Consider the following 20,219-nt stretch of genomic DNA (forward strand, 5'->3'; position numbering starts at 1 on the left):
TTACTCGTTAGTATTAAATATATTTGAATCTTGAATATTAGTTTATGGTTAGAGATGCAGTTCTATTTGTAATTTTAATAAGTACCTTTTTTAGTTACTCCCAAGATTTCTCGTCTCAATGGCAAGGACATTTTTCTTACTTGAACATCAAAGATGTATCTCAAGGGAATGATAAGCTATATGCTGCTGCTGAAAATGCAATTTTTATTTATGATACCCAAACTCAAGAAACAACAACTTTATCAACGATAAACGGGTTGTCAGGTGAAACTATTTCACAAATACATTACAGCGAAGCTTATGAACTATTAGTGATTGGTTATGAAAATGGCTTAATGGAAATAGTTTTTGACAACGATGACAATGTTTTAACGATAGTAGATATACTTGAAAAACCAACTATACCACCTACTGACAAAAATATTAATCACTTTAATGAATATGAAGGGTTAATTTATATTTCAACTGATTATGGTATTTCGGTTTATGATTTGGCGCGATTAGAATTTGGAGACACCTATTTTATGGGTGATGGTGGAGCACAAATAACTGTTAGACAAACAACTGTCCACGAAGGCTATATTTATGCAGCTTGTATAAATGCCAACGGTATAAAAAAAGCCTTGGTTACTAGTGACGATTTAGTAGATTTTGAAGAATGGCAAAGAATCAGAAATGGTAATTACCTAACAATAGAATCTTTTGAATTTAAGATTTTTACTACTAGGGATAATATGCGAATTTTTGAGGGTATTAATGATGTCTTTTCAGTTTTATTTGCCTATGATGATCAGCCTATTGATTTGCGGGTGGTTGATAATTACTTGGTTCTAGCAACAGAAAACGACGTTTTTGTTTATGATGTTGATTTCAATTTGATTGCTCAAGTTCAAATTCCAGATCCATTTGTTACCAGTATTACTTCAGCCACATTAGTTGGTGAACACATTTATATTGGCACTACCGACTTTGGAGTTCTTAAAACGGAAATTTTTAACCCATTGGAATTTGAGGAGCTTCATCCTGATGGGCCATTATTAAATAACTCATTTAGTATTGACGCTTCACCAAATAATCTTTGGGTGACTTTTGGAGAATACACTTTAACCTATAATTGGTTCCCAAGAAGAAGTAGAGGCATTAGTCATTTAAAAGAAGGGGAATGGATAAATACCCCTTATGAAAATGTATTGGATGCTGTAAATTTGAATAAAACATCAGTAAATCCCTTTAACCCCGCTCAAGTTTTTATTAGTTCTTTTGGAGACGGATTGTTGGAAGTTAGTAACGAAATACCAACTACTTTATATGATAATAGTAATAGTGGTTTAGAACCAGAGAATGAACCTACAGACGATTTTTATCCTGTTATTCGTCAATGTGCTTCAACTTTTGACAGAAGTGGTATCTTATGGACTATGACCGCAAGAGTAGATAAGCCCCTAAAGTCTTTTGATCCAGGGAGCAATCAATGGCAGCGATATGATTTTTTGAGTCTTATTCAAGATGGAGAAAATGAATGGGGCTATGGTGATATCATTGTTGATGACAATGGAACAAAATGGATTGGGGGTTATAATTTTGGGCTTATAGGTTTTAATGAAAATAATACAGGGGTAAAGCTTAAAAGTTTGATGGGTGAAGAACAAAATATGCCAGCAAATTTTGTTACTGGTTTAGCTTTAGATAGAAGAAATCAAATGTGGATTGGAACTAATCAGGGTTTAAGGGTACTGTACAACACATCCAATTTTTTTTCAGAGGAAAATGTTCAAGCTCAACAAATTATAATTTTGGAAGAAGGGGTTCCTAAAGAGTTATTATTCCAACAATTTGTTTCGGATATTGAAGTTGATGGGTCTAATAACAAATGGATAGCAACAATAGCATCAGGGCTTTTTTATTTTTCTTCAGATGGGCAACAAACCTTATATCATTTCACCAAAGAAAATTCACCTTTACCGTCAAATAATGTGGTAGATGTGTCTATTGACGGAGCAAGCGGGACAGTGTACATAGCAACTGATAAAGGCTTGGTTTCATTTAAAGCAGGTGGTCTGGAAACTCAAGATACTTTGCAAAATGCATACGTTTACCCAAATCCTGTTAGACCCACGTTTGACATAGCCAACAAGAAAGTTAAAATTAATGGCATATCTGAAAATGTCAATATTAAAATTACGGATATTGAAGGTAATTTAGTTGCCGAAGCGCAATCAAAAACCAATTTGAGATTTAGAGGATATAATTTGGAAATTGATGGAGGTGTAGCTTTTTGGAATGGAAAAAATCTCATGAACGATATTGTTGCTTCTGGAGTCTATTTAGTTATGCTTTCAGATTTAGATACGTTCGAGACAAAAGTCCTAAAAGTAATGGTTGTTAGATAATGTTGGGTACTAATAAAGCCATTGTACTTTCCAAAATAAAATATCGAGAAAATGATATCATTGTAAAATGCTATACACTTAAACGAGGTGTTGTTAGTTACCTAATTAGAAACGCTTTTAAGAGTAAGAATCATAAAACAATTGCTTATTATCAGCCTCTTTCACAGTTATTCATTGATGAAAAATATAAGCAAAATCAATCCTTGCACTATATTACTGAAGTCAAATCAAGTTTTGTTTACAAAACGCTTCATACAAATGTTCTAAAAAGCTCTGTAACAATTTTTATTGCTGAAATTTTAGCAACAGTTTTAAAAGAAGAAGAGCAAAATAATACTTTGTTTGAATATATAGAATTATCACTTCAATGGCTAGATACGGAAACAGATTTTTCAAATTTTCACCTTTTATTTCTACTGGAACTTACCAAATATTTGGGCTTTTATCCAGAAAGTAAGTATGATGACAAATCGATTTTCAATCTACAATCAGGTGCTTTTGAAATTAGTCTTATAGATAAATATTCAATTTCCGAACAAAATAATACTGTTTTAAAAAGGCTATTGGGCATGAAATTTGATGAGTTAAATCAGTTGCAGTTGAATGTTTTTCAAAGAAGAAATTTTTTAAATATGCTATTGCTTTATTATGAATTGCATTTGGGATATTTTAAAAAGCCTAAATCATTGGAAGTATTCAGTCAACTTTTTAACTAACCACTAACCAATTAAGAATTATAGAAATGAAATCAAGATTCCTATTTCTATTGTTTGCTATTTTATGTTTCATTAATACTTTTTCCCAAAATGTTTTGGTTTTGGATAAAGATTCAAAGCATCCTCTTGCTGGAGTTATTATCTCAGGTGATAATGAAACAATACAGACTAATATTGACGGCGAAGCTTCTTTAAACTTGTTTCAGGATGATGAAATGTTGATATTTCAGAACAAATCTTACAATAATATTCAGATTTCTAAATCTGAAGTTTTAAGAACCAATAATATTATTTACTTAACCAGTAGAGTTGATCTGGATGAAGTTGTTATTTCGGCATCAAAATTTGAACAAAGCTCAAGGGATATTCCACAAAAAATTGTAAATATTTCAGCAAAGGATATTCATTTTATTAACCCCCAAACAAGTGCTGATCTTTTGGAAAATACTGGAAATATATTTATTCAAAAAAGTCAATTAGGAGGCGGAAGCCCATTGATAAGGGGTTTTTCAACCAACAGGTTGTTAATTACTGTTGATGGAGTCAGAATGAACAATGCAATATTTAGATCTGGAAACCTTCAAAATGTTATTTCAATAGATCCCTTCACTATTCAAAATACTGAAATTACGCTTGGAGCTGGATCAGTGGTCTATGGTAGTGATGCCATTGGTGGCGTTATGAGTTTTTACACAAAAAAACCACAACTCTCATATAAGGATGATCTATATTTCAAGACTAATGCATTGGCGAGGTTTGCTTCTGCAAATTTTGAAAAAACGGGTCATGTTGATTTAAATTTTGGATTTAAAAAATGGGCATTTTTAAGCAGTTTTAGCTATAGCGATTACGATGATTTACGAATGGGTAAACATGGCCCAGACGAATATTTAAGACCTGAATTTGTTGAAACTATTAATGGTATAGATGCGGTTGTTGTAAACGACAATCCATTGGTACAGACTCCTACAGGTTTCAATCAATATAACCTGATGCAAAAAGTACGTTATGAGCCCAAAGAAGATTTAAGTTTAGATTTAGGATTATATTTTTCAAGAACATCAAATTTTTCAAGGTATGATAGGCTTCTACGATACAGAGGAGACGTTCTTCGTTCAGCCGAATGGTATTATGGCCCGCAACAATGGTTTATGAGTAGTCTTCAATATACCAAATTACGCAGCAGTTCTAATTTATATGATAAAGTGCAGACAACTTTGGCTTATCAAAACTTTAAGGAGAGCAGGCATGATAGAAACTTTCAATCGGAAATAGAGAATATTAGGGAAGAATCTGTCAATGCATTATCATTCAATATGGATTTAGAAAAACGCATAAGCCAAAAAACGGAGTTGTTTTATGGCTTGGAATATGTTTACAATTTAGTCAATTCAATTGGGCAAGAAAAAGACATCTACACTAATATTACTACTCCAACGGTTTCAAGATACCCTGATGATTCCAATTGGCAATCAGCAGCTATTTATACAAGTTTAAAATACAAGCCAAGCAACAAGTTTATTTTACAATCGGGCTTACGATACAATCAAGTTTTTGCGAGTGCTAATTTTACAGAAAACAATCAGTACTTAAACTTACCTTTTGATTCTACTAAAATCAATTCGGGAGCCCTTACTGGAACGGCAGGAATAAGTTGGCTACCAAATAAAACTATTCAATGGAAATTGAACGCTTCAACTGCTTTTAGGGCACCAAATATTGATGATATAGGTAAAGTCTTTGATTCCGAACCTGGATCTGTAGTTGTGCCTAATGACAATTTAAACCCTGAATATGCTTACGGCGGAGAATTAGGTTTACTGCTGAATTTTAATGACACCTTTATTTTGGATTTGGCAACATATTATACGTTTTTAGACAATGCTCTTGTAAGAAGAGATTACGCAATAAATGGCGAAACAGAAATTATGTATGATGGTGAGTTAAGTAATATTCAGGCCATTCAGAATGCTTCAAAAGCATGGATATATGGTTTTGAAGTAGGATTGAAAGTGAATTTCTCTCAAAACGTTAAGTTAACATCCCAATATAATATAATTGGAGGTTCAGAGGAGGACAATGGTATTGAAATACCTGTGAGACATGTAGCTCCAAATTTTGGTAATACACATTTAATTTTTAATAAAAATCGAATACGTATCGATGGATTTGTTGATTACAATGGTGAATTATCAAATAATCAATTGGCACCTTCTGAAGCCGAAAAGGATTATCTATATGCCAAAGATGCCGATGGCAACCCTTATTCTCCATCATGGTATACATTGAATTTAAGAACCCAATACGAATTGAAAGAATACTTAAGCATTACATTGGGATTAGAGAATATAACTGATCAACGTTATAGAAAATATTCTTCGGGTATAGCCTCACCTGGAAGAAATTTTATTGTGTCTTTGAGTTATTCTTTATAAAAAAAATCCCTCAAATTCTAGAGGGATTTTTATTTTCAATATATGTTCAAAAGCTATTTCTTAATGGCTTTCTTAATGATAACTTGATTGTTGGATAAAGTTATTTTGGCGATATAGGTTGAACTACTTAAGCCAGACAAATTGTAAGTTTCAGAATTATTTTTGCCTTTCAGATTGTAAACCGTTCTTCCTGTCAAATCAATAATTTCAACGTTTTTAATTGATAGGTTATTTGAATCAATTGAAAATCTAACATCATCATTATCTAGTTCAATAATGCTAATGGTATTTTGATTTGTAACGATTTCATCAATGGATAAGGCATTGGATCTAAATACGATTTCAAAACGATCATTAAAAGTGCCTTCTTCTGATATAAAGGTGTAAGGGCGAATTCTCAAATCATATGTAATTCCCAAAAGGTGGTCTTTTAAGTAAATCGGTTGTGATGTTGAGTCAAACATACCATCAACAGCAGCTATGGCAATAGTGTAATTTCCACGAGCATGACTTTTGTAGCCTAGTGGAATAACATCTGAATCATTAAAAGGAAGACCAAGACCTTGAATAACAAAAGCATTATTTTCAATTAAAGAATAAAAATTCAAATTGTCAGCAATAGCATCAAACATCCGATCTCTATCTTGTGTTGCGTTTTGAGCATAGCCAATTAAAATCCGATTTGTAGGCTGATTTTCTGGAACGAAGTCTAACCAAACCCTGTGCTTTTCTAAATCTCTGTAATTAGTGGTTCTGGTTTGGGAACTAGATTTATAAAATTGAGAGTTATCATGACCGACACCTCTCATAGAGTTATTGAATACTATATTACTTCCGGATGGTGCTGTATCTAACATATTGACCATAAAACTTTGACCCGAAGCAATGTATAAATCACCAGGACCACTTGAGGCGCCCATTCCATTGTAGGTCAAATAGTCACTTTCAGTATAATTAGACCCAAAATCATAATAAAAAGGATCACCAATAGCTGTACTTGGCGGATTTCCATGCGTCCAAAGATTGACAAATCCGTCTAATACGCTGCTGTTTTCATCCAAAAAAGTATAAGCGTCAATAGCCGAAGGATAAGGATTTCCTAATAAATTCCATTGATCATCATTTCCCGGAATGGCTCCTCGAGTAACCTGTAAAGCAGGCGTTAAACCATTATGCGGAACACCATTTTCAAAAATTGCCGTAAAGTTTAAATCACCTGGCGTAACAGGAGAAGTTTGACCACTGGGTACCCTAATGATATAACCTAGACCTTTTACCATGGTTTCACCAGCTGCAGGAACCCAGTTGCCATAAGTACCATTATCATTCATGTTAACTGGATCCCACTTATAAATACGATTTGTTGGAGAACTTGGTGATACATTATTGACATTCATATTGGTTATTGGTGAGGACCAATATACATAGTCTTGAGCATCAACAGAAGCAGATCGTTCTACACGAATATTACCAGTATTAATACCTGAATCATCACCTTGCACTAAAGACCCATTATTTTCAATTAGAAATAATGTGCCATTTTGAGTGAAGTCATTATGAACATAAATATAACGACCATCTGAAATTGTCACGGTATTGGTTGGGTCAACAACTAAATCACCTTTTACATACAAATTGTTTGACGTGCTCGTATTAAAATCATTATCAATGGTCACATCATAAAATTCTTCTGTATTAGTTGGAACATTGTTATTGATTACTTGCGGACCATCTAATGGGTCTCCTGTAAATACTACGTGACCATTACCTTCATCGAAAGCATTAACATTTACGTCATTAGTCCAATCTCCATATAAATAAATAAGACTTCCAGGTGTTCCAATGCCATCATGGTTCATATCTAAAGCACCTGTTCCTTGAATAGTAACATCTCGAACATACAATATATCCAAATCTGAATCTATGTTTAGTTTTTCATCACTAATGGTTAAATCTTGACAATCAGCCACATAACCATATTTAAAGGCATTGGGTGAATTGTGATCAATATCACAATAGGTTGTAGATGCATTATCGATGGTTACATTGGTGTTTCGTTTAGGAACCGAAAAGTTTTCCCAGTTTTTACAGTCAAACCAATCAGTACTAACCCCTCCAATCCAATGCCCAGCGACATTAGCAGAACCTGTAACCGTATAAGAACTTCCACAAATAGAGGATATATCATCGCCATCTTGACCAGAACTAGCACTTTGAATAGTCCAATTACTAGCCACATCAGTTATATCTGCTAAAAGAGCATAATGAGTACCAGATATCATGCCACTATTGTGATAACCGTAAAAACGCGTAGAAGATGTTGGTCCAGTTTCTAAATATACACATTCAATATCAGGATGAATTCTGGACACTCTCGTGCCGCCCGCATTTCCTGCAACCGAAAAGGACTGAAAGCTTCCTTTTGTTTGCAAGCCACCTAAAACAACACCCGTAAATGTTCTAAAATTATCAGGTTGCGTGTCTCCAGTATCTGGACCATCGGCTTCTGTTTGAACATTAGAAAATGTTCCCTGCATTAACCAAATAGCATCTGGACTAGTTGTACTAATATTACCAGCAATATTGTCATTATTATGTGCAGCATTATCCAATATTATAAAATCTGACGTGGCATCAACACCATTAATAGTAATGGAGGAGATATAAGCAGGGAAGCTATTTGTTTCAATACAGATTATAGAGCCTTTTGGAATATCGGAACAACCATTGTATTGCAAAGTAGCGTAAGGGGGTTCACCCGCTTCGTCAAAATCATCATTACAATCATACCATCTTCCAGTAGTAATATTTGCAGGTGCATTATATTCATATAGGAGGTTTGCCATTGTAAATTCTGTACCAACACCAATGTCAACCATATTTAAAATAGAAAACCTGTCATCTCCACCACCTATGTAGCTATCAAACCCAACAAACACCAAATCACCAGGTATAAATGTTGTTGGACCAGAGCCTCCTGAACTGGCAGCAGTAGCTAAAGAGGTTATTCCAGAGCTCCACGATGTTCCGATTCTAGTAAATATTTTAAAGTGATATGTTACACCGTTAGTAAGGCCCGTAATAGTTTCAGGAGGTGTTGTTCCTTTAAAAACAACTTTCCCAGATAATAAATTTGATCCAGTACCAATAAAATTAGGATCAGCTGTGTAGGCGGATCCGTCACCAGATGGAGATCCAGCAGCAACTGGATTTGTTGCGCGCGCTACGATTAAAACCTCTTCGTAACATGTGGGTAGGGCCCAGGTGAGCGCAATATCACCACAGCTATTGTAGCTTGAAAATGATGAGACATTATTTACGCTGAAATTAAAAGTTACTGAAGTTGAAACACCCGAACTCCATATGCTTCCAACCCTTGAGTAAATTGTAAAATGATAGGTGTTTCCATCAGAAAGACCTGTAATTGTCGTATTCGTTCCAGCACCTTCATATACATCAAACTGACCAGCTGAAAGCGCCGTCCCTGAACCAAATATTGGATTGTCCGTGTAAGCAGATCCGTCTCCAGTAGGAATTGCTGTAACTGCAGATCCATTACGACCAACAATTAAAACCTCATCTGCACAAGCTGGGGCATCCCAAGCTAAATCAATACCGGTACATCCGCTAGTTGCTGCAAAAGAAGCCGTGTCGTCTGGAGAACTACACGAAAAACATGTCCAGCTTAAATTATTAATTAGCGTTCTGTTTCCACTATTTCTTAATTCTAAATCGATAAATCCGGAAACATTGACTGTCGTACTGAAGGTCGTTGAGTTGGTATCACTTACTGTTATGTCTCCACCATATTGCACGCCGTTTATCCAAACTTGCAATGTGGAGTTGCCTGTATAGATTCTAGCATAATCAAAGGTTATAACACCACAACCATTTGGGAAAGAGGTCACATTTGTAAGTGATCCATTTCTTAACATAACTGCTTCTTGGCCATTAAGATCTTGATCGGTTCTTGAATCCGTTGCATTCCAATCAATCCCATCATCACCAGTCCAAGTTTCAGCACCATATGTACCACTATTTCCTGAATTGACAAATGACTCACTAGCACAAGGACCAGCAAAAACATCCCATTGAGCGTAAAGTGTTATATCAGAAGAGAAATTATATAAGGCACTATCGGCATACGTTGTGCCACTACCATCAGCAGCGGTATTCCAACTGTTAAAAGTAAAACCAGAATTAGTGAAAGAGTTGCTATCCAGATTTGTAGGGACACAATTTGTTTGGGGTGGCATACTACCTGTTCCGCCATTACTATCAAAGGTTACAGTGTTTCCAATTGGGGACCATTGTGCATATAATGTGGTGTCAGAAGTAATATTAAATGTATTTCCTCCTGTGTAGCTACTACCAGTACCATCAGCTACTGTATTCCAACCGTTAAAAGTATTGCAAGTATTAGTAAAAGTATTTCCTAAAACCGTAACGGAGTCACCTGAATTATAAGTGTTGGCATCAACCGGAGTTGTTCCGCCATCACTGCCATTTCCATCATAAGTTACAGAATAGGTTGGCGTGCCTCCAGCTTCAGTAATAACAATATTGTCAAGAAATACACCTTCACCATTAGAGGTTAAATTGATAAATTGTAATCGAATATCAAGTGTTGAGTTTCCAGATAATGTTATTGAAGAACTGCTAAATGTTGTAAATGCTGAAGTAGATAATTCCTGTCCAACATCGCCATCACCATCAAAACCTAAATCAATTGCAGCTGTCGAATTAAAAGCATCACCGTCAGGAATACTTTGTACCCACAAAAGATTTTGATAACCACCGCCATCAACAGAATATGTTATTAATAATTCATCTGTTGTATCCCATTGAGCAGCATTAGCATAAGATAAATCAATTGAAAACGTAAAAGCAATTGACCCGTTAACATCAATTTGATCTATATCTATAAATGGGTTACCAGAAATGTCTTCAGCTACCCAATAATATGTAGAGTTCCCATTAACAGCTGTATTGGTTCGGTTAAAAGTGTCTGTATTCCCGGTACCAAAAGTTGTTGAAGGCGTGTAACCAGCATTGGCTGTTTCAAAGTCAATTGTTGTTACCTGCCCAAACCCAAATAATATAGCGCACAAAAAAGCGATAGATACGAGGGAGTATTTCTTAATCATACGGATAATTAATTTTAATGCTCTTAAGCAGCCTACAAATATACAGTAAAAGATATATAAAACAATGACTTACAGTTTCTTACTTGTTAACAAATTGTTACTATATTGTATGCATGATTCAAGGTAAAACTTATACTCTAGAAGAAGCCAAGCGTGTGCTTGAAAACTATTGTGTATATCAAGAACGATGTCATAAAGAGGTTCGGGATAAGTTGGGGAAAATGCGCATGATTCCGGATGCCATTGATTTGGTAATTGTACACTTATTGGAACATGATTTTTTAAATGAAACCAGATTTGCCAAAACTTTTGTTTCTGGAAAATTTAGAGTTAAAAAATGGGGAAGAAACCGAATAAAAAGAGAGTTAAAATTACGTGAAATTAGTAACTATAATATTGACTTGGCCATAAATGAAATTTCAGATTTTGATTATTTGCGAGCGTTTCATGAATTAGCAGATAAAAAAATAGACAGTACTAAAGAAAAAAGTTTACTAAAGAAAAAAAAGAAAGTAGCAGATTATTTATTTTACAGGGGCTGGGAAAGTCATCTGATTTATGACAAACTAAATTCCATAAACCAATAAGCACCCAAAAGGGTGCTTATTGGTTTATGTTTTATAAAAGTTACAAATTGAAAACAGCACCAACATTCACAGAAAACTGATTATGTATTTTCTCCGCTGGAGCCAATGGGTCTGAATTATATCTAGCAATAGGGAATAATGCTTCGGTAAATACACCAAAACCAGAAGAAAAGAAATAACGTGCTCCCAAGTGACCACCAAAGTTCTTTAAACTGAAGCTTAAACCAGGATATAAATCAAAATTTTCGTCAATATTTAAGACATTTCCTATGTTGGCATTAAAGCGGGCCTTTAAATCAAATCGGTCCATAAAACTGGCTTTTTCTTGAATATTGATAAAGCCAAAATTAATATCATCCTTTAATTCGCTAGCAATTCCTAAAGCATAGGTTGATGAAATACCAATAGAAATGTTTTCCCCAAGACCATAATCAAAACTCATGTTTAAGCCTGTTGCATTATTCTGAAAATTAGCACCAACCTGTAGTTTTTGATCACCTTTACCTGAAAAGGCCTGGCCGTTTGCAAAAGAAACTGTAAATACTAAAAGTATAAAAAATAGGTTTTTCATTTATTCTTAATTTTAGTTGACAAAGATACTATAAAATGTTTTTATGGGTATTTAAAACAGCTTGCTCATTTTTCCACTCTATCCATTTTTGACCCTTTATTCGGCGCATTAAATTATCGAAATTTCTCATAATAAAAATGTTATAAATGGCTTTCGCTAGATGTTTTGGGTTTTTAGCAATAGCGCGCAAACTCATTGAAAAACCTGGCGTAATATACTTCATGTAATGCCAATAGCCTTCTGGCATAAAAAGTGCCTCGCCATGTGACAGGGTTGTTTTGTAACCCTTGGCTCTGCTCAAAGCAGGCCACTTTTTTAAGTCAGGATCAGAAAAATCAATATCCTCACGCGTAATCAATGAATGGGGAACTTGATACAAAAAATCATTTTGTTCTTGATCAAATAGAATAACCTCTTTTGTCCCTTCAAAATGAAAATGAAAGATATTGGCTAAATCAATATCATAGTGCATAAACGTATGCGAGTCTTTACCTCCAAAGAACAACATGGGAAGCCCTTTCATAAATTTTAGTCCTAAATCAGGACACCTATAATCTTTTTGTAATTCAGGGACTTCCTTTAAAATGTTCCAAAGGAATATACGGTATTTTGTAGGTTCATTTTTTAGTAAATCAATGTAATTACCCATTTTCATATGAGCATGGGCTTCATTAAAACCGTCTTTATAATCAACTGGGCGATCGTCGTAAAGCGGAACTATTTTATCGCCAGCAACCGTTTTCATGTATTCAAGATTCCAAAGCGTATATGCAGGCCATTCTTTAGTAAGCTGTTCAATAACAACAGGTTTTTGAGGCTTTAAGTAAGACCTAATAAAATCTGATTTATCAATAGATTTTACACGCGGAATATCTTGAAGGTTTAATGACAAGGCGTTTTTGATATTAAAAGAATCACATGTGAATAAAACCTACCTTAAAGATTTGGCTTTTTCTTTAGCTGATTCATTTCGTTCAATGGTGTGATCTGGTCTTGACCATTTTGGTTTTTCTCCCAACGATTGAAATTGAGAGTCTGCGGCCTCAACCGTTTGAGGTTGCATTTTCTTAATAAACGGCTTTTGAGGGTTTAGCCCCAACAATTTAAACATTTCCATATCCTCATTCACATCAGGATTAGGCGTAGTTAATAATTTATCACCAGCAAAAATGGAATTTGCTCCAGAAAAGAAGCACATGGCTTGTCCTTCACGACTCATTTCAGTGCGACCTGCGCTTAATCTCACTTGTGTTTCGGGCATGACTATTCGAGTGGTTGCCACCATGCGAACCATATCCCATATAGAAACAGGTTTTTGGTCTTCTAATGGTGTTCCTTCCACTGCGACAAGGGCATTAATGGGAACCGATTCAGGTTGCGGATTCAATGTTGCAAGCGCGACCAACATTCCTGCTCGGTCTTCTTCTTTTTCACCCATACCAATAATTCCACCAGAACATACAGTTACATTGGTTTTCCGCACGTTGTCGATAGTTTCCAATCGGTCTTCAAAACCACGTGTAGAAATAACTTCTTTATAGTATTCTTCTGAAGAATCTAGGTTATGGTTGTAGGCATATAAACCGGCTTCAGCCAATCGCTGTGCTTGATTTTCAGTTAACATTCCAAGCGTACAGCAAACTTCCATGTCTAATTTATTGATGGTTCGAACCATTTCCAATACTTCATCAAATTCAGCACCATCCTTCACATTTCTCCATGCAGCTCCCATACAAACCCGAGAACTTCCTGATGCTTTGGCTCGTAAAGCTTGTGCCTTTACCTGCTGTAAGGACATTAAGTCGTTACCTTCTATATTAGTATGATAACGAGCTGCTTGTGGGCAATAGCCGCAATCTTCAGGACAGCCACCTGTTTTTATGGATAACAAGGTTGAAACTTGTACCGTGTTTGGATCATGATATTTACGATGAATTGTGGCGGCATCGTAAAGCAATTCCATTAACGGTTTATTGTAAATATCTAAAATTTCTTCTTTAGTCCAATTGTGTTTTGTATCGCTCATAGGTCATTTTTGAATAGTGTAAAAGTAGAAAATTCCGCTGCTACTGCGGAATTTTCATTCTATTATTTGTTATCTGAATTATCAACATCCTTTTTATCAGGCTCTTTATTATTTTCAGGTTTTTTACCTTTTAAATATTCAGGTAATTCCATTCCTGCCATATCGAACATTTCTTGTAACGGAGGCACAGACTTATACATACCTGACAAAAAATTAGCTGTTGAAGACTTACCATCTTTGCCTTGACCATTTTCCCATACCGTAACCTTATCAATTTTTATATTCTTAATAGCTTCAGATTGCATTTTAACCAATTCCGGTAGTTTATCTGCAATTAATAATAGAACGGCATCTTTTGAATTGTTACCTGCCGCCTTTACTATTTGATCAAGACCTGCCGCTTGTTTGGTTAAAACTTCATATAATCCTTGAGCCTCTGCTTGAGCTTTAAATAAAATCGCATCTGCTTCACCTTTTGCACGACGTCTGATTTGTTCGGCTTCAGCCTCGGCATCAATTTCGACTTTCTTTTTATCAATTTCAGCAGGTACAATAATATCAGCCATTTGTGATGAACGCTCACGTTCAGCTCTAGCAGTTTCAGCCTCTTTTTCAGCAGCATATGATTCTTCTAAAGCTTTAGCTGTTTGAACCTTTTCTGCAGCAATTGCAACGCGTTCGGCTTCAGCTTCACGTTGACGTCTCAATGAATCGGAATTAGCAACAGCAATTTTTGCCGTATTCTCTCCTTCAACTGCTTGAGCATTTGCGGCGGCTACTTGAGTACGTTCATCTTGTAAAGCATTGGCTTCTCCAATTGAACCATCTCTGTTTTTTTCAGCAACAGATTTACGAGCTGCATTAATAGCGTGGGCAGCAGCTTCCTTACCTAAAGCTTCAATATATCCCGATTCGTCAACAATATCAGTAATGTTAACGTTAATCAACTTTAAACCAACTTTTTTTAATTCTGATTCAACACTTTGGGAAATGTTTGTTAAAAACTTATCTCTGTCAGAATTAATTTCTTCAATATCCATGGAAGCAACAACCAAACGTAATTGACCAAAAATAATTTCTTTAGCTAATTCCTGAATATCTGGTAAACCTAATCCTAACAAACGTTCAGCAGCATTTTGCATAACGCCAGGTTCTGTGGAAACACCAATTGTGAAGCGAGATGGAACGTTAACTCGAATGTTTTGTTTACTTAATGCGTTTACTAAATTGACCTCTATAGAAATAGGCGTTAAATCTAAAAACTCATAATCTTGAATGACAGGTAAAATAAACGCTGCACCACCGTGAATACATTTAGCAGATTGTCCACCACCTACTTTACCATAAACCACAAGAATTCGATCAGAAGGACAACGTTTGTAACGCCGAATGAGGACAATAAAGAAAATGAAGATGAATAGCACGCCGAAAATGACAGCCATCGGGAAACCTAAATTGAAGGCCTCTTGGGTAATTAGTAACATAAGTATTATTTATTTAATGGTTCTACAATTAATATTCCGTTATCAGTGACATCCTTTACCTTAATTACGGTTCCTGATTTTAATTCTATGTCGGAATCAGATAACGCTTCGAGCTCACGAAGCGCCCCCTGAATCCTAACATGGGCCTTACCCATTTTTGACCGATTGGCACCAATATTTAAATAGACTTCACCAACAGCTCCTTTGGCATTATTAAAATCTAAAGTGCCACTATCATTTAGTTTTCTCATATAGAAAAACATAGCAGCCATGATTATCATCATGATTAAACCGCAAACTAAAGATATTATTATAGTCATTGGTTTTGACATTCCAGCATCTATACATGCAATTCCACTCCATCCAAAAATGGTAAAAAAACCAACTAAATTTTTGAAAGTGATAAATTGAAATCCAATTCCCGTATCACCGTCAATTTCCATATCGACATCGCCAATATCATCCGCGTCGCCTCCTATAAAAGTTAAGATTAACGTGACAACAAAGATTAATGAGCCAATTAAGGCAATAATCCAATAAATTTTAGGAAAGAGTTCCAAATTTGAAAACCATTCTAACATTGTGTTGAAAATTTAAAGTTTATGAAATATATGACCTTTAAAGTTGTCATACAATAAATTATTTAGAAAGTAAAATGCTCACCGCATTTCCACCAAAACCTACAGCATTAACTAAAACTTTTTTAATGTGTTTTGTTGGAGTATTATCTAAATAAGGCATTGAAATAAATTGCTGATGCTTAAGCATAAGAATTGCCATTTCAATGTTTAACATACCTGAAGCTCCTAGGGTATGTCCAATCTTCCATTTATTAGTAGTCAACAATGGAATTTTGTTACAGAACATTTTTTTTATGGCATTAAATTCAGCCAAGTCGCCTTTTAATGTGCCAGGCGTGTGAGTGACAATCACATCAATTTCTTCCGGTTTTACGGCGCCTAACGCCATTTTCATGGAACGCTGAAAGCAATCGGCATTTGTTGATAACGACGCATTGTGCTCCAAAATTTCGGTTGCATAACCAACACCAATGATATTTGCTAATGCTTTTTCTGAATTATTCTCAAGGCAAGCTACTGATGCACCTTCTCCAAGAATCATTGAATTCTGTTTTTTATCAAAATCCAATGCTTTGCAGGGGTATTTAGAGGATTTATTTTTATTATAGATTTTCAATGCTTGCATTTGGGCAATGGTAAAATTGGTTAATGGCGCTTCGCTGCCACCTACCAAAAACTTGTTGCACATGCCCGATTGTATCCATGCTATACCATTTAACATGGCATGAAGTGCCGAAGAACACGTAATTGAATGACTAATTTCAGGACCTTTAGTCTGTAAATCGTGAGCGACCCATGAGGAAATATTCCCTAAAGTACTATTGGGTGAAGTTAAAGGTTTGGCCTTGCCAGTTTTTAAAAACGCTTCATGATGTTCTTCAAATAATTGTGTTGCTCCACGGGAAGACCCAATATTTATTCCATAGTTGTCGGTAGACTTCCATTGTGCATGCAGAATAGCTTTTCGTGAAGTATAAATAGCAAATAACGTCGTGTCATCCAATCCCTTGTATTTTGAATCAGATTGACGTAACCTCTCTAAAGCATCCTTTGTGGCTTCTGGGAGTTTGGCCACTAAAACCTTTCCTTTTTCAGAAAAACAATGATTATCATTTTGATAACTAGACCAGCTCTCGTGAAGAGATTCACCCAAAGGCGATATCGAATAAATACCAGTAATGGAAATGGGTTTTTTCAAATGACAGATTTTGATACAAATTTAGAGGATTTCTAATGCACCCTGAATGCTTTTGTAAACTTTTTCCAGTTCAGAATCTGAAATTACATAAGGAGCCAAAATATAAATGGTATTTCCAAGAGGCCTTAAAAACACACCATGATTCATGAAATGTTGAAAGAGTTTATCTCGCAAACCACCATACCGGGACATTTCAATATTGAGGTCCAAAGCATATATAACTCCCAACTGTCTGGTTGACTCAACTTTAGGATGTGACTTTATTTTAGAATCAAACCGTCTGTGAGATTCAATAATACGCTGAATATTTTTTTGGATAACGTGAGATTGTAACAATTCAATACCTGCCAAAGCAGCCGAGCATGCTAAAGGATTTGCCGAATATGTATGCCCATGAAACAAGCCTTTTTTTAAATCATCACTATAAAATGCATCGTATATTTTTTGTGAACACGATGTAATGGCCATTGGTAATAATCCTGCTGTTAGCGCCTTGCTCAAACACATAATATCTGGCTTGATTTGCATGTAATCTGAAGCAAAATATCTTCCGGTTTTGCCAAAACCGGTCATGACTTCATCAGCAACTGTAATAATATTCTTATTCTGGCAAAACTCTAAAATGGTTTGCAACCCTTCTGCATGATGCATTTTCATGGCTGCAGCACCTTGAACCAAAGGTTCGTAAACAAAACCAGCAACCGAATGAGATTCGTGAATGCGCTTTAGTAATTTTAAAATAGCATTCGTGTTTTTTCCGTTGGGAGTTGGAATACGTTTAACATCAATAAAGAAATCTTCAAAAGGGCCGTTGTAAACGGAAAGTCCTGAAACGCTCATAGCGCCAAATGTATCACCATGAAAACCATTCTCAAAGGCAACCAGTGTTTGCCGTTTGTCACCTTTGTTGAAATGATATTGTAGAGCCATTTTAATACCAATTTCAACAGCTGTTGAGCCATTGTCGCTAAAGAAAATTTTATTTTGATTTTCAGGAAGTATCCCAACTAATGCTTCAGATAGTTTAACGGCAGGTTCATGGGTAAATCCGCTAAACACCACCTGATCTAATCGTTGCATTTGTTCTGAAACCCTGGTTGTAATATACGGATTGCAATGTCCATACATACAGGTATACCAAGAGGCAATGGCGTCAATGTACTGATTGCCATTTTCATCATATAAGGAGCACCCTTCTGCTTTTGTGATAGCAATAGTATCTGGGTGTGTTTTGTGCTGGGTTAATGGATGCCAGAGGTGTTTTTTGTCGCGATCTGCTAAACTCATAGTTTTTCTAATTCGGGTTTAAATAATTTAGCATATTCTTTCACGACATTTTCATCAAAATACGGTTCTTTTTCAATACGTCCAATCACTGGCACATTAGTCATTTTAGAGATAATAGCTTCCGTTGTCGGATGTTCATTACCGCTATAAAGCAAGGACAAATGAAATCCTTTTTCTTTTAACAAATTCACTGTTAAAAGTGTATGATTAATGCTCCCTAGATAGTGCCTGGAAACTACAATAACTTTATAATCAGGTTGTATTAAATCTAATATGGTTTGGGTATTGTTTATGGGAACTAATAAACCACCAGCACCTTCAATAACTAACCTATTTTTGGTTTTGGGTTCTTTTATATCGCTTAATTTTATCTGGATATTATCAATTTCAGCTGCTGCATGCGGACTCATAGGGGTTTGAAGTGCAAAGCTGTTGGGATGAAATTTTGATTTGGCATTGGAAACTAATCGGCTTACTTTTTTAGTATCACAAATATCCAAGTCACCTGCCTGAATGGGTTTCCAATAGTCTGCTTCCAAAGCTTCCGTTATAATAGCCGAAGCGATGGTTTTACCAACATCGGTGGATATTCCTGTAATGAAATAGTTACTCATGCTACAAAAGTAGCGAACAACTGCAAGACTTCCGAGATTTCTTCTTTAGAATTAAAACTGTGAATACAAAAACGCAAACGTTCCTGTCCGTTTGGTACCGTAGGCGATAAAATAGGTTTGACACTATACCCACTATCATTTATTTTTTTTGCAAGTTTTTTGACCAAATCATTACCAGGAACAATAGCACATTGAATAGCCGAATGACTTTTTATAAAATATAATTCTAATGATTTGTTACGTAATTCATCTCTAAAATGATGAATGTTCTCATGTAGCTTTTTTATGTCTTCGGTTTTTATCAATTCCAAGTAAGCTGAATTGATAGTCGCTATTGAATGCGGTGGGAGAGCTGTTGTGTAAATCAGGCTTCTTGAAAAATTTACCAAATAGGATTTAAGCTGTTCACTACCTAAAATGGCGGCACCATGAGTACCTAAAGCTTTTCCAAAAGTTACAATTCTTGCAAATAGTTGTCGCTCTAGTCCCAATTCTTGAATAAGCCCTTTTCCCTGGTCACCAAAGACGCCTATGGCATGTGCTTCGTCTACTACCAAATGGGCATGATAATTTGTGCAGAGCTGGACCAATGTTTCCAAATCCGGAGAGTCGCCATCCATAGAGAAAACGGACTCTGTAACAACATATATGGAAATACTGGAATCCAAAATCGTATCTGAATGACGTTTCAGTAGGGAATCTAAATCACTTAAATCGTTATGTGCAAATTTATAGGCATTAGCATGACTCATACTAATGCCATCGCGAATGGAGGCGTGTATATATTCGTCGTATAAAATAATGTCATGTCGTTGTGGAACACTTGAGAAAAACCCTATGTTGGCATCATATCCCGAGTTGAATATTAAGGCTGCTTCTGACTTATGGAATTCACACAATACGGTTTCAGCTAAATGATATAAGTTGTGATTGCCTGACAACAATCTAGATCCTGTAGACCCGTTTTGTTTCATGTTGTGGCCAACTAAATAATCATGTGACTGATTGAAAATAGCCTCTGATTTTGAAAAACCTAAATAGTCATTAGAAGAAAAATCTATTAGTAAATCGGTATTAGAAAGTTCTCTAAAAGCATTATCAGTTTTTCGCTTTTGAAGTTTGTCCAATAGTTTTTTGGGGAATGTTTTCATTGTTCAAATATAGATATATAACTAATAAGAAC

General features: G+C 35.4%; 14 protein-coding genes. 4 read left to right on the forward strand and 10 right to left on the reverse strand.

Annotated features, from left to right (window positions below; all coding sequences use genetic code 11):
• The first annotated feature begins 44 nt into the window (after positions 1-44).
• The 3 genes from porZ to C1T31_RS01995 are packed head-to-tail and all read left to right on the forward strand — an operon-like array spanning position 45 to position 5,541.
• Positions 45-2,390 carry a type IX secretion system anionic LPS delivery protein PorZ gene (gene porZ, locus C1T31_RS01985; RefSeq protein ID WP_103050777.1) on the forward strand — a complete coding sequence of 782 codons (2,346 nt, stop codon included), beginning with the start codon at positions 45-47 and terminating at the stop codon, positions 2,388-2,390.
• Positions 2,390-3,106, forward strand: coding sequence for a DNA repair protein RecO (gene recO, locus C1T31_RS01990; RefSeq protein ID WP_103050778.1), 717 nt, complete (start codon positions 2,390-2,392; stop codon positions 3,104-3,106). The genes porZ and recO overlap by 1 nt, the downstream gene beginning before the upstream one ends.
• A gap of 26 nt (positions 3,107-3,132) precedes the next feature.
• Positions 3,133-5,541, forward strand: coding sequence for a TonB-dependent receptor plug domain-containing protein (locus C1T31_RS01995; protein ID WP_103050779.1), 2,409 nt, complete (start codon positions 3,133-3,135; stop codon positions 5,539-5,541).
• A 53-nt stretch (positions 5,542-5,594) separates the two neighbouring features.
• On the opposite strand, the gene C1T31_RS02000 is transcribed toward C1T31_RS01995, so the two are convergent.
• Positions 5,595-10,688, reverse strand: a complete 5,094-nt coding sequence (locus C1T31_RS02000; protein WP_103050780.1) for an InlB B-repeat-containing protein — start codon at positions 10,686-10,688, stop codon at positions 5,595-5,597.
• A gap of 113 nt (positions 10,689-10,801) precedes the next feature.
• Here C1T31_RS02000 and C1T31_RS02005 point away from each other — a divergent pair, with 113 nt between their 5' ends.
• Positions 10,802-11,275 carry a regulatory protein RecX gene (locus C1T31_RS02005; protein WP_103050781.1) on the forward strand — a complete coding sequence of 158 codons (474 nt, stop codon included), beginning with the start codon at positions 10,802-10,804 and terminating at the stop codon, positions 11,273-11,275.
• A gap of 40 nt (positions 11,276-11,315) precedes the next feature.
• Here C1T31_RS02005 and C1T31_RS02010 read toward each other — a convergent pair whose 3' ends face one another.
• From C1T31_RS02010 to C1T31_RS02050, 9 genes are all read right to left on the reverse strand, one after another.
• Positions 11,316-11,846, reverse strand: a complete 531-nt coding sequence (locus tag C1T31_RS02010; RefSeq protein WP_103050782.1) for a DUF6646 family protein — start codon at positions 11,844-11,846, stop codon at positions 11,316-11,318.
• Between the two features lie 28 nt (positions 11,847-11,874).
• Positions 11,875-12,738: a cupin-like domain-containing protein gene (locus C1T31_RS02015; RefSeq protein WP_103050783.1), complete on the reverse strand. Its 864-nt coding sequence runs from the start codon at positions 12,736-12,738 to the stop codon at positions 11,875-11,877.
• A gap of 39 nt (positions 12,739-12,777) precedes the next feature.
• The gene (gene bioB / locus C1T31_RS02020) at positions 12,778-13,872 is read right to left on the reverse strand and encodes a biotin synthase BioB (protein ID WP_103050784.1); all 1,095 of its coding nucleotides are present in this window, start codon (positions 13,870-13,872) and stop codon (positions 12,778-12,780) included.
• A gap of 62 nt (positions 13,873-13,934) precedes the next feature.
• Positions 13,935-15,356, reverse strand: coding sequence for a flotillin family protein (locus tag C1T31_RS02025; RefSeq protein WP_207764253.1), 1,422 nt, complete (start codon positions 15,354-15,356; stop codon positions 13,935-13,937).
• Between the two features lie 5 nt (positions 15,357-15,361).
• Positions 15,362-15,937, reverse strand: a complete 576-nt coding sequence (locus C1T31_RS02030) for a hypothetical protein (protein WP_103050785.1) — start codon at positions 15,935-15,937, stop codon at positions 15,362-15,364.
• A gap of 58 nt (positions 15,938-15,995) precedes the next feature.
• The gene (locus tag C1T31_RS02035) at positions 15,996-17,135 is read right to left on the reverse strand and encodes a beta-ketoacyl synthase N-terminal-like domain-containing protein (RefSeq protein ID WP_103050786.1); all 1,140 of its coding nucleotides are present in this window, start codon (positions 17,133-17,135) and stop codon (positions 15,996-15,998) included.
• 21 nt (positions 17,136-17,156) lie between these two features.
• Complete coding sequence (gene bioA / locus C1T31_RS02040; protein WP_103050787.1) at positions 17,157-18,422, reverse strand: adenosylmethionine--8-amino-7-oxononanoate transaminase; 1,266 nt, start codon at positions 18,420-18,422, stop codon at positions 17,157-17,159.
• Positions 18,419-19,036 (reverse strand): dethiobiotin synthase, encoded by a 618-nt coding sequence (gene bioD / locus C1T31_RS02045; protein WP_103050788.1) that lies wholly within the window; start codon positions 19,034-19,036, stop codon positions 18,419-18,421. The genes bioA and bioD overlap by 4 nt, the downstream gene beginning before the upstream one ends.
• A complete protein-coding gene (locus tag C1T31_RS02050; protein ID WP_103050789.1) occupies positions 19,033-20,187 on the reverse strand; it encodes an aminotransferase class I/II-fold pyridoxal phosphate-dependent enzyme in 1,155 nt (384 codons plus the stop codon). The genes bioD and C1T31_RS02050 overlap by 4 nt, the downstream gene beginning before the upstream one ends.
• Positions 20,188-20,219: the final 32 nt, after the last annotated feature.

This window comes from Hanstruepera neustonica, assembly GCF_002895005.1.
GTDB lineage: Bacteria > Bacteroidota > Bacteroidia > Flavobacteriales > Flavobacteriaceae > Hanstruepera > Hanstruepera neustonica.

Coding starts and splice junctions, on each gene's coding strand:
- C1T31_RS02030 (WP_103050785.1), bottom strand. CDS start 15,937: ATGTTAGAATGGTTTTCAAATTTGGAACTCTTTCCTAAAATTTATTGG.
- bioB (WP_103050784.1), bottom strand. CDS start 13,872: ATGAGCGATACAAAACACAATTGGACTAAAGAAGAAATTTTAGATATT.
- C1T31_RS02010 (WP_103050782.1), bottom strand. CDS start 11,846: ATGAAAAACCTATTTTTTATACTTTTAGTATTTACAGTTTCTTTTGCA.
- C1T31_RS02050 (WP_103050789.1), bottom strand. CDS start 20,187: ATGAAAACATTCCCCAAAAAACTATTGGACAAACTTCAAAAGCGAAAA.
- C1T31_RS01995 (WP_103050779.1), top strand. CDS start 3,133: ATGAAATCAAGATTCCTATTTCTATTGTTTGCTATTTTATGTTTCATT.
- C1T31_RS02025 (WP_207764253.1), bottom strand. CDS start 15,356: ATGTTACTAATTACCCAAGAGGCCTTCAATTTAGGTTTCCCGATGGCT.
- bioD (WP_103050788.1), bottom strand. CDS start 19,036: ATGAGTAACTATTTCATTACAGGAATATCCACCGATGTTGGTAAAACC.
- porZ (WP_103050777.1), top strand. CDS start 45: ATGGTTAGAGATGCAGTTCTATTTGTAATTTTAATAAGTACCTTTTTT.
- bioA (WP_103050787.1), bottom strand. CDS start 18,422: ATGAGTTTAGCAGATCGCGACAAAAAACACCTCTGGCATCCATTAACC.
- C1T31_RS02000 (WP_103050780.1), bottom strand. CDS start 10,688: ATGATTAAGAAATACTCCCTCGTATCTATCGCTTTTTTGTGCGCTATA.
- C1T31_RS02005 (WP_103050781.1), top strand. CDS start 10,802: ATGATTCAAGGTAAAACTTATACTCTAGAAGAAGCCAAGCGTGTGCTT.
- recO (WP_103050778.1), top strand. CDS start 2,390: ATGTTGGGTACTAATAAAGCCATTGTACTTTCCAAAATAAAATATCGA.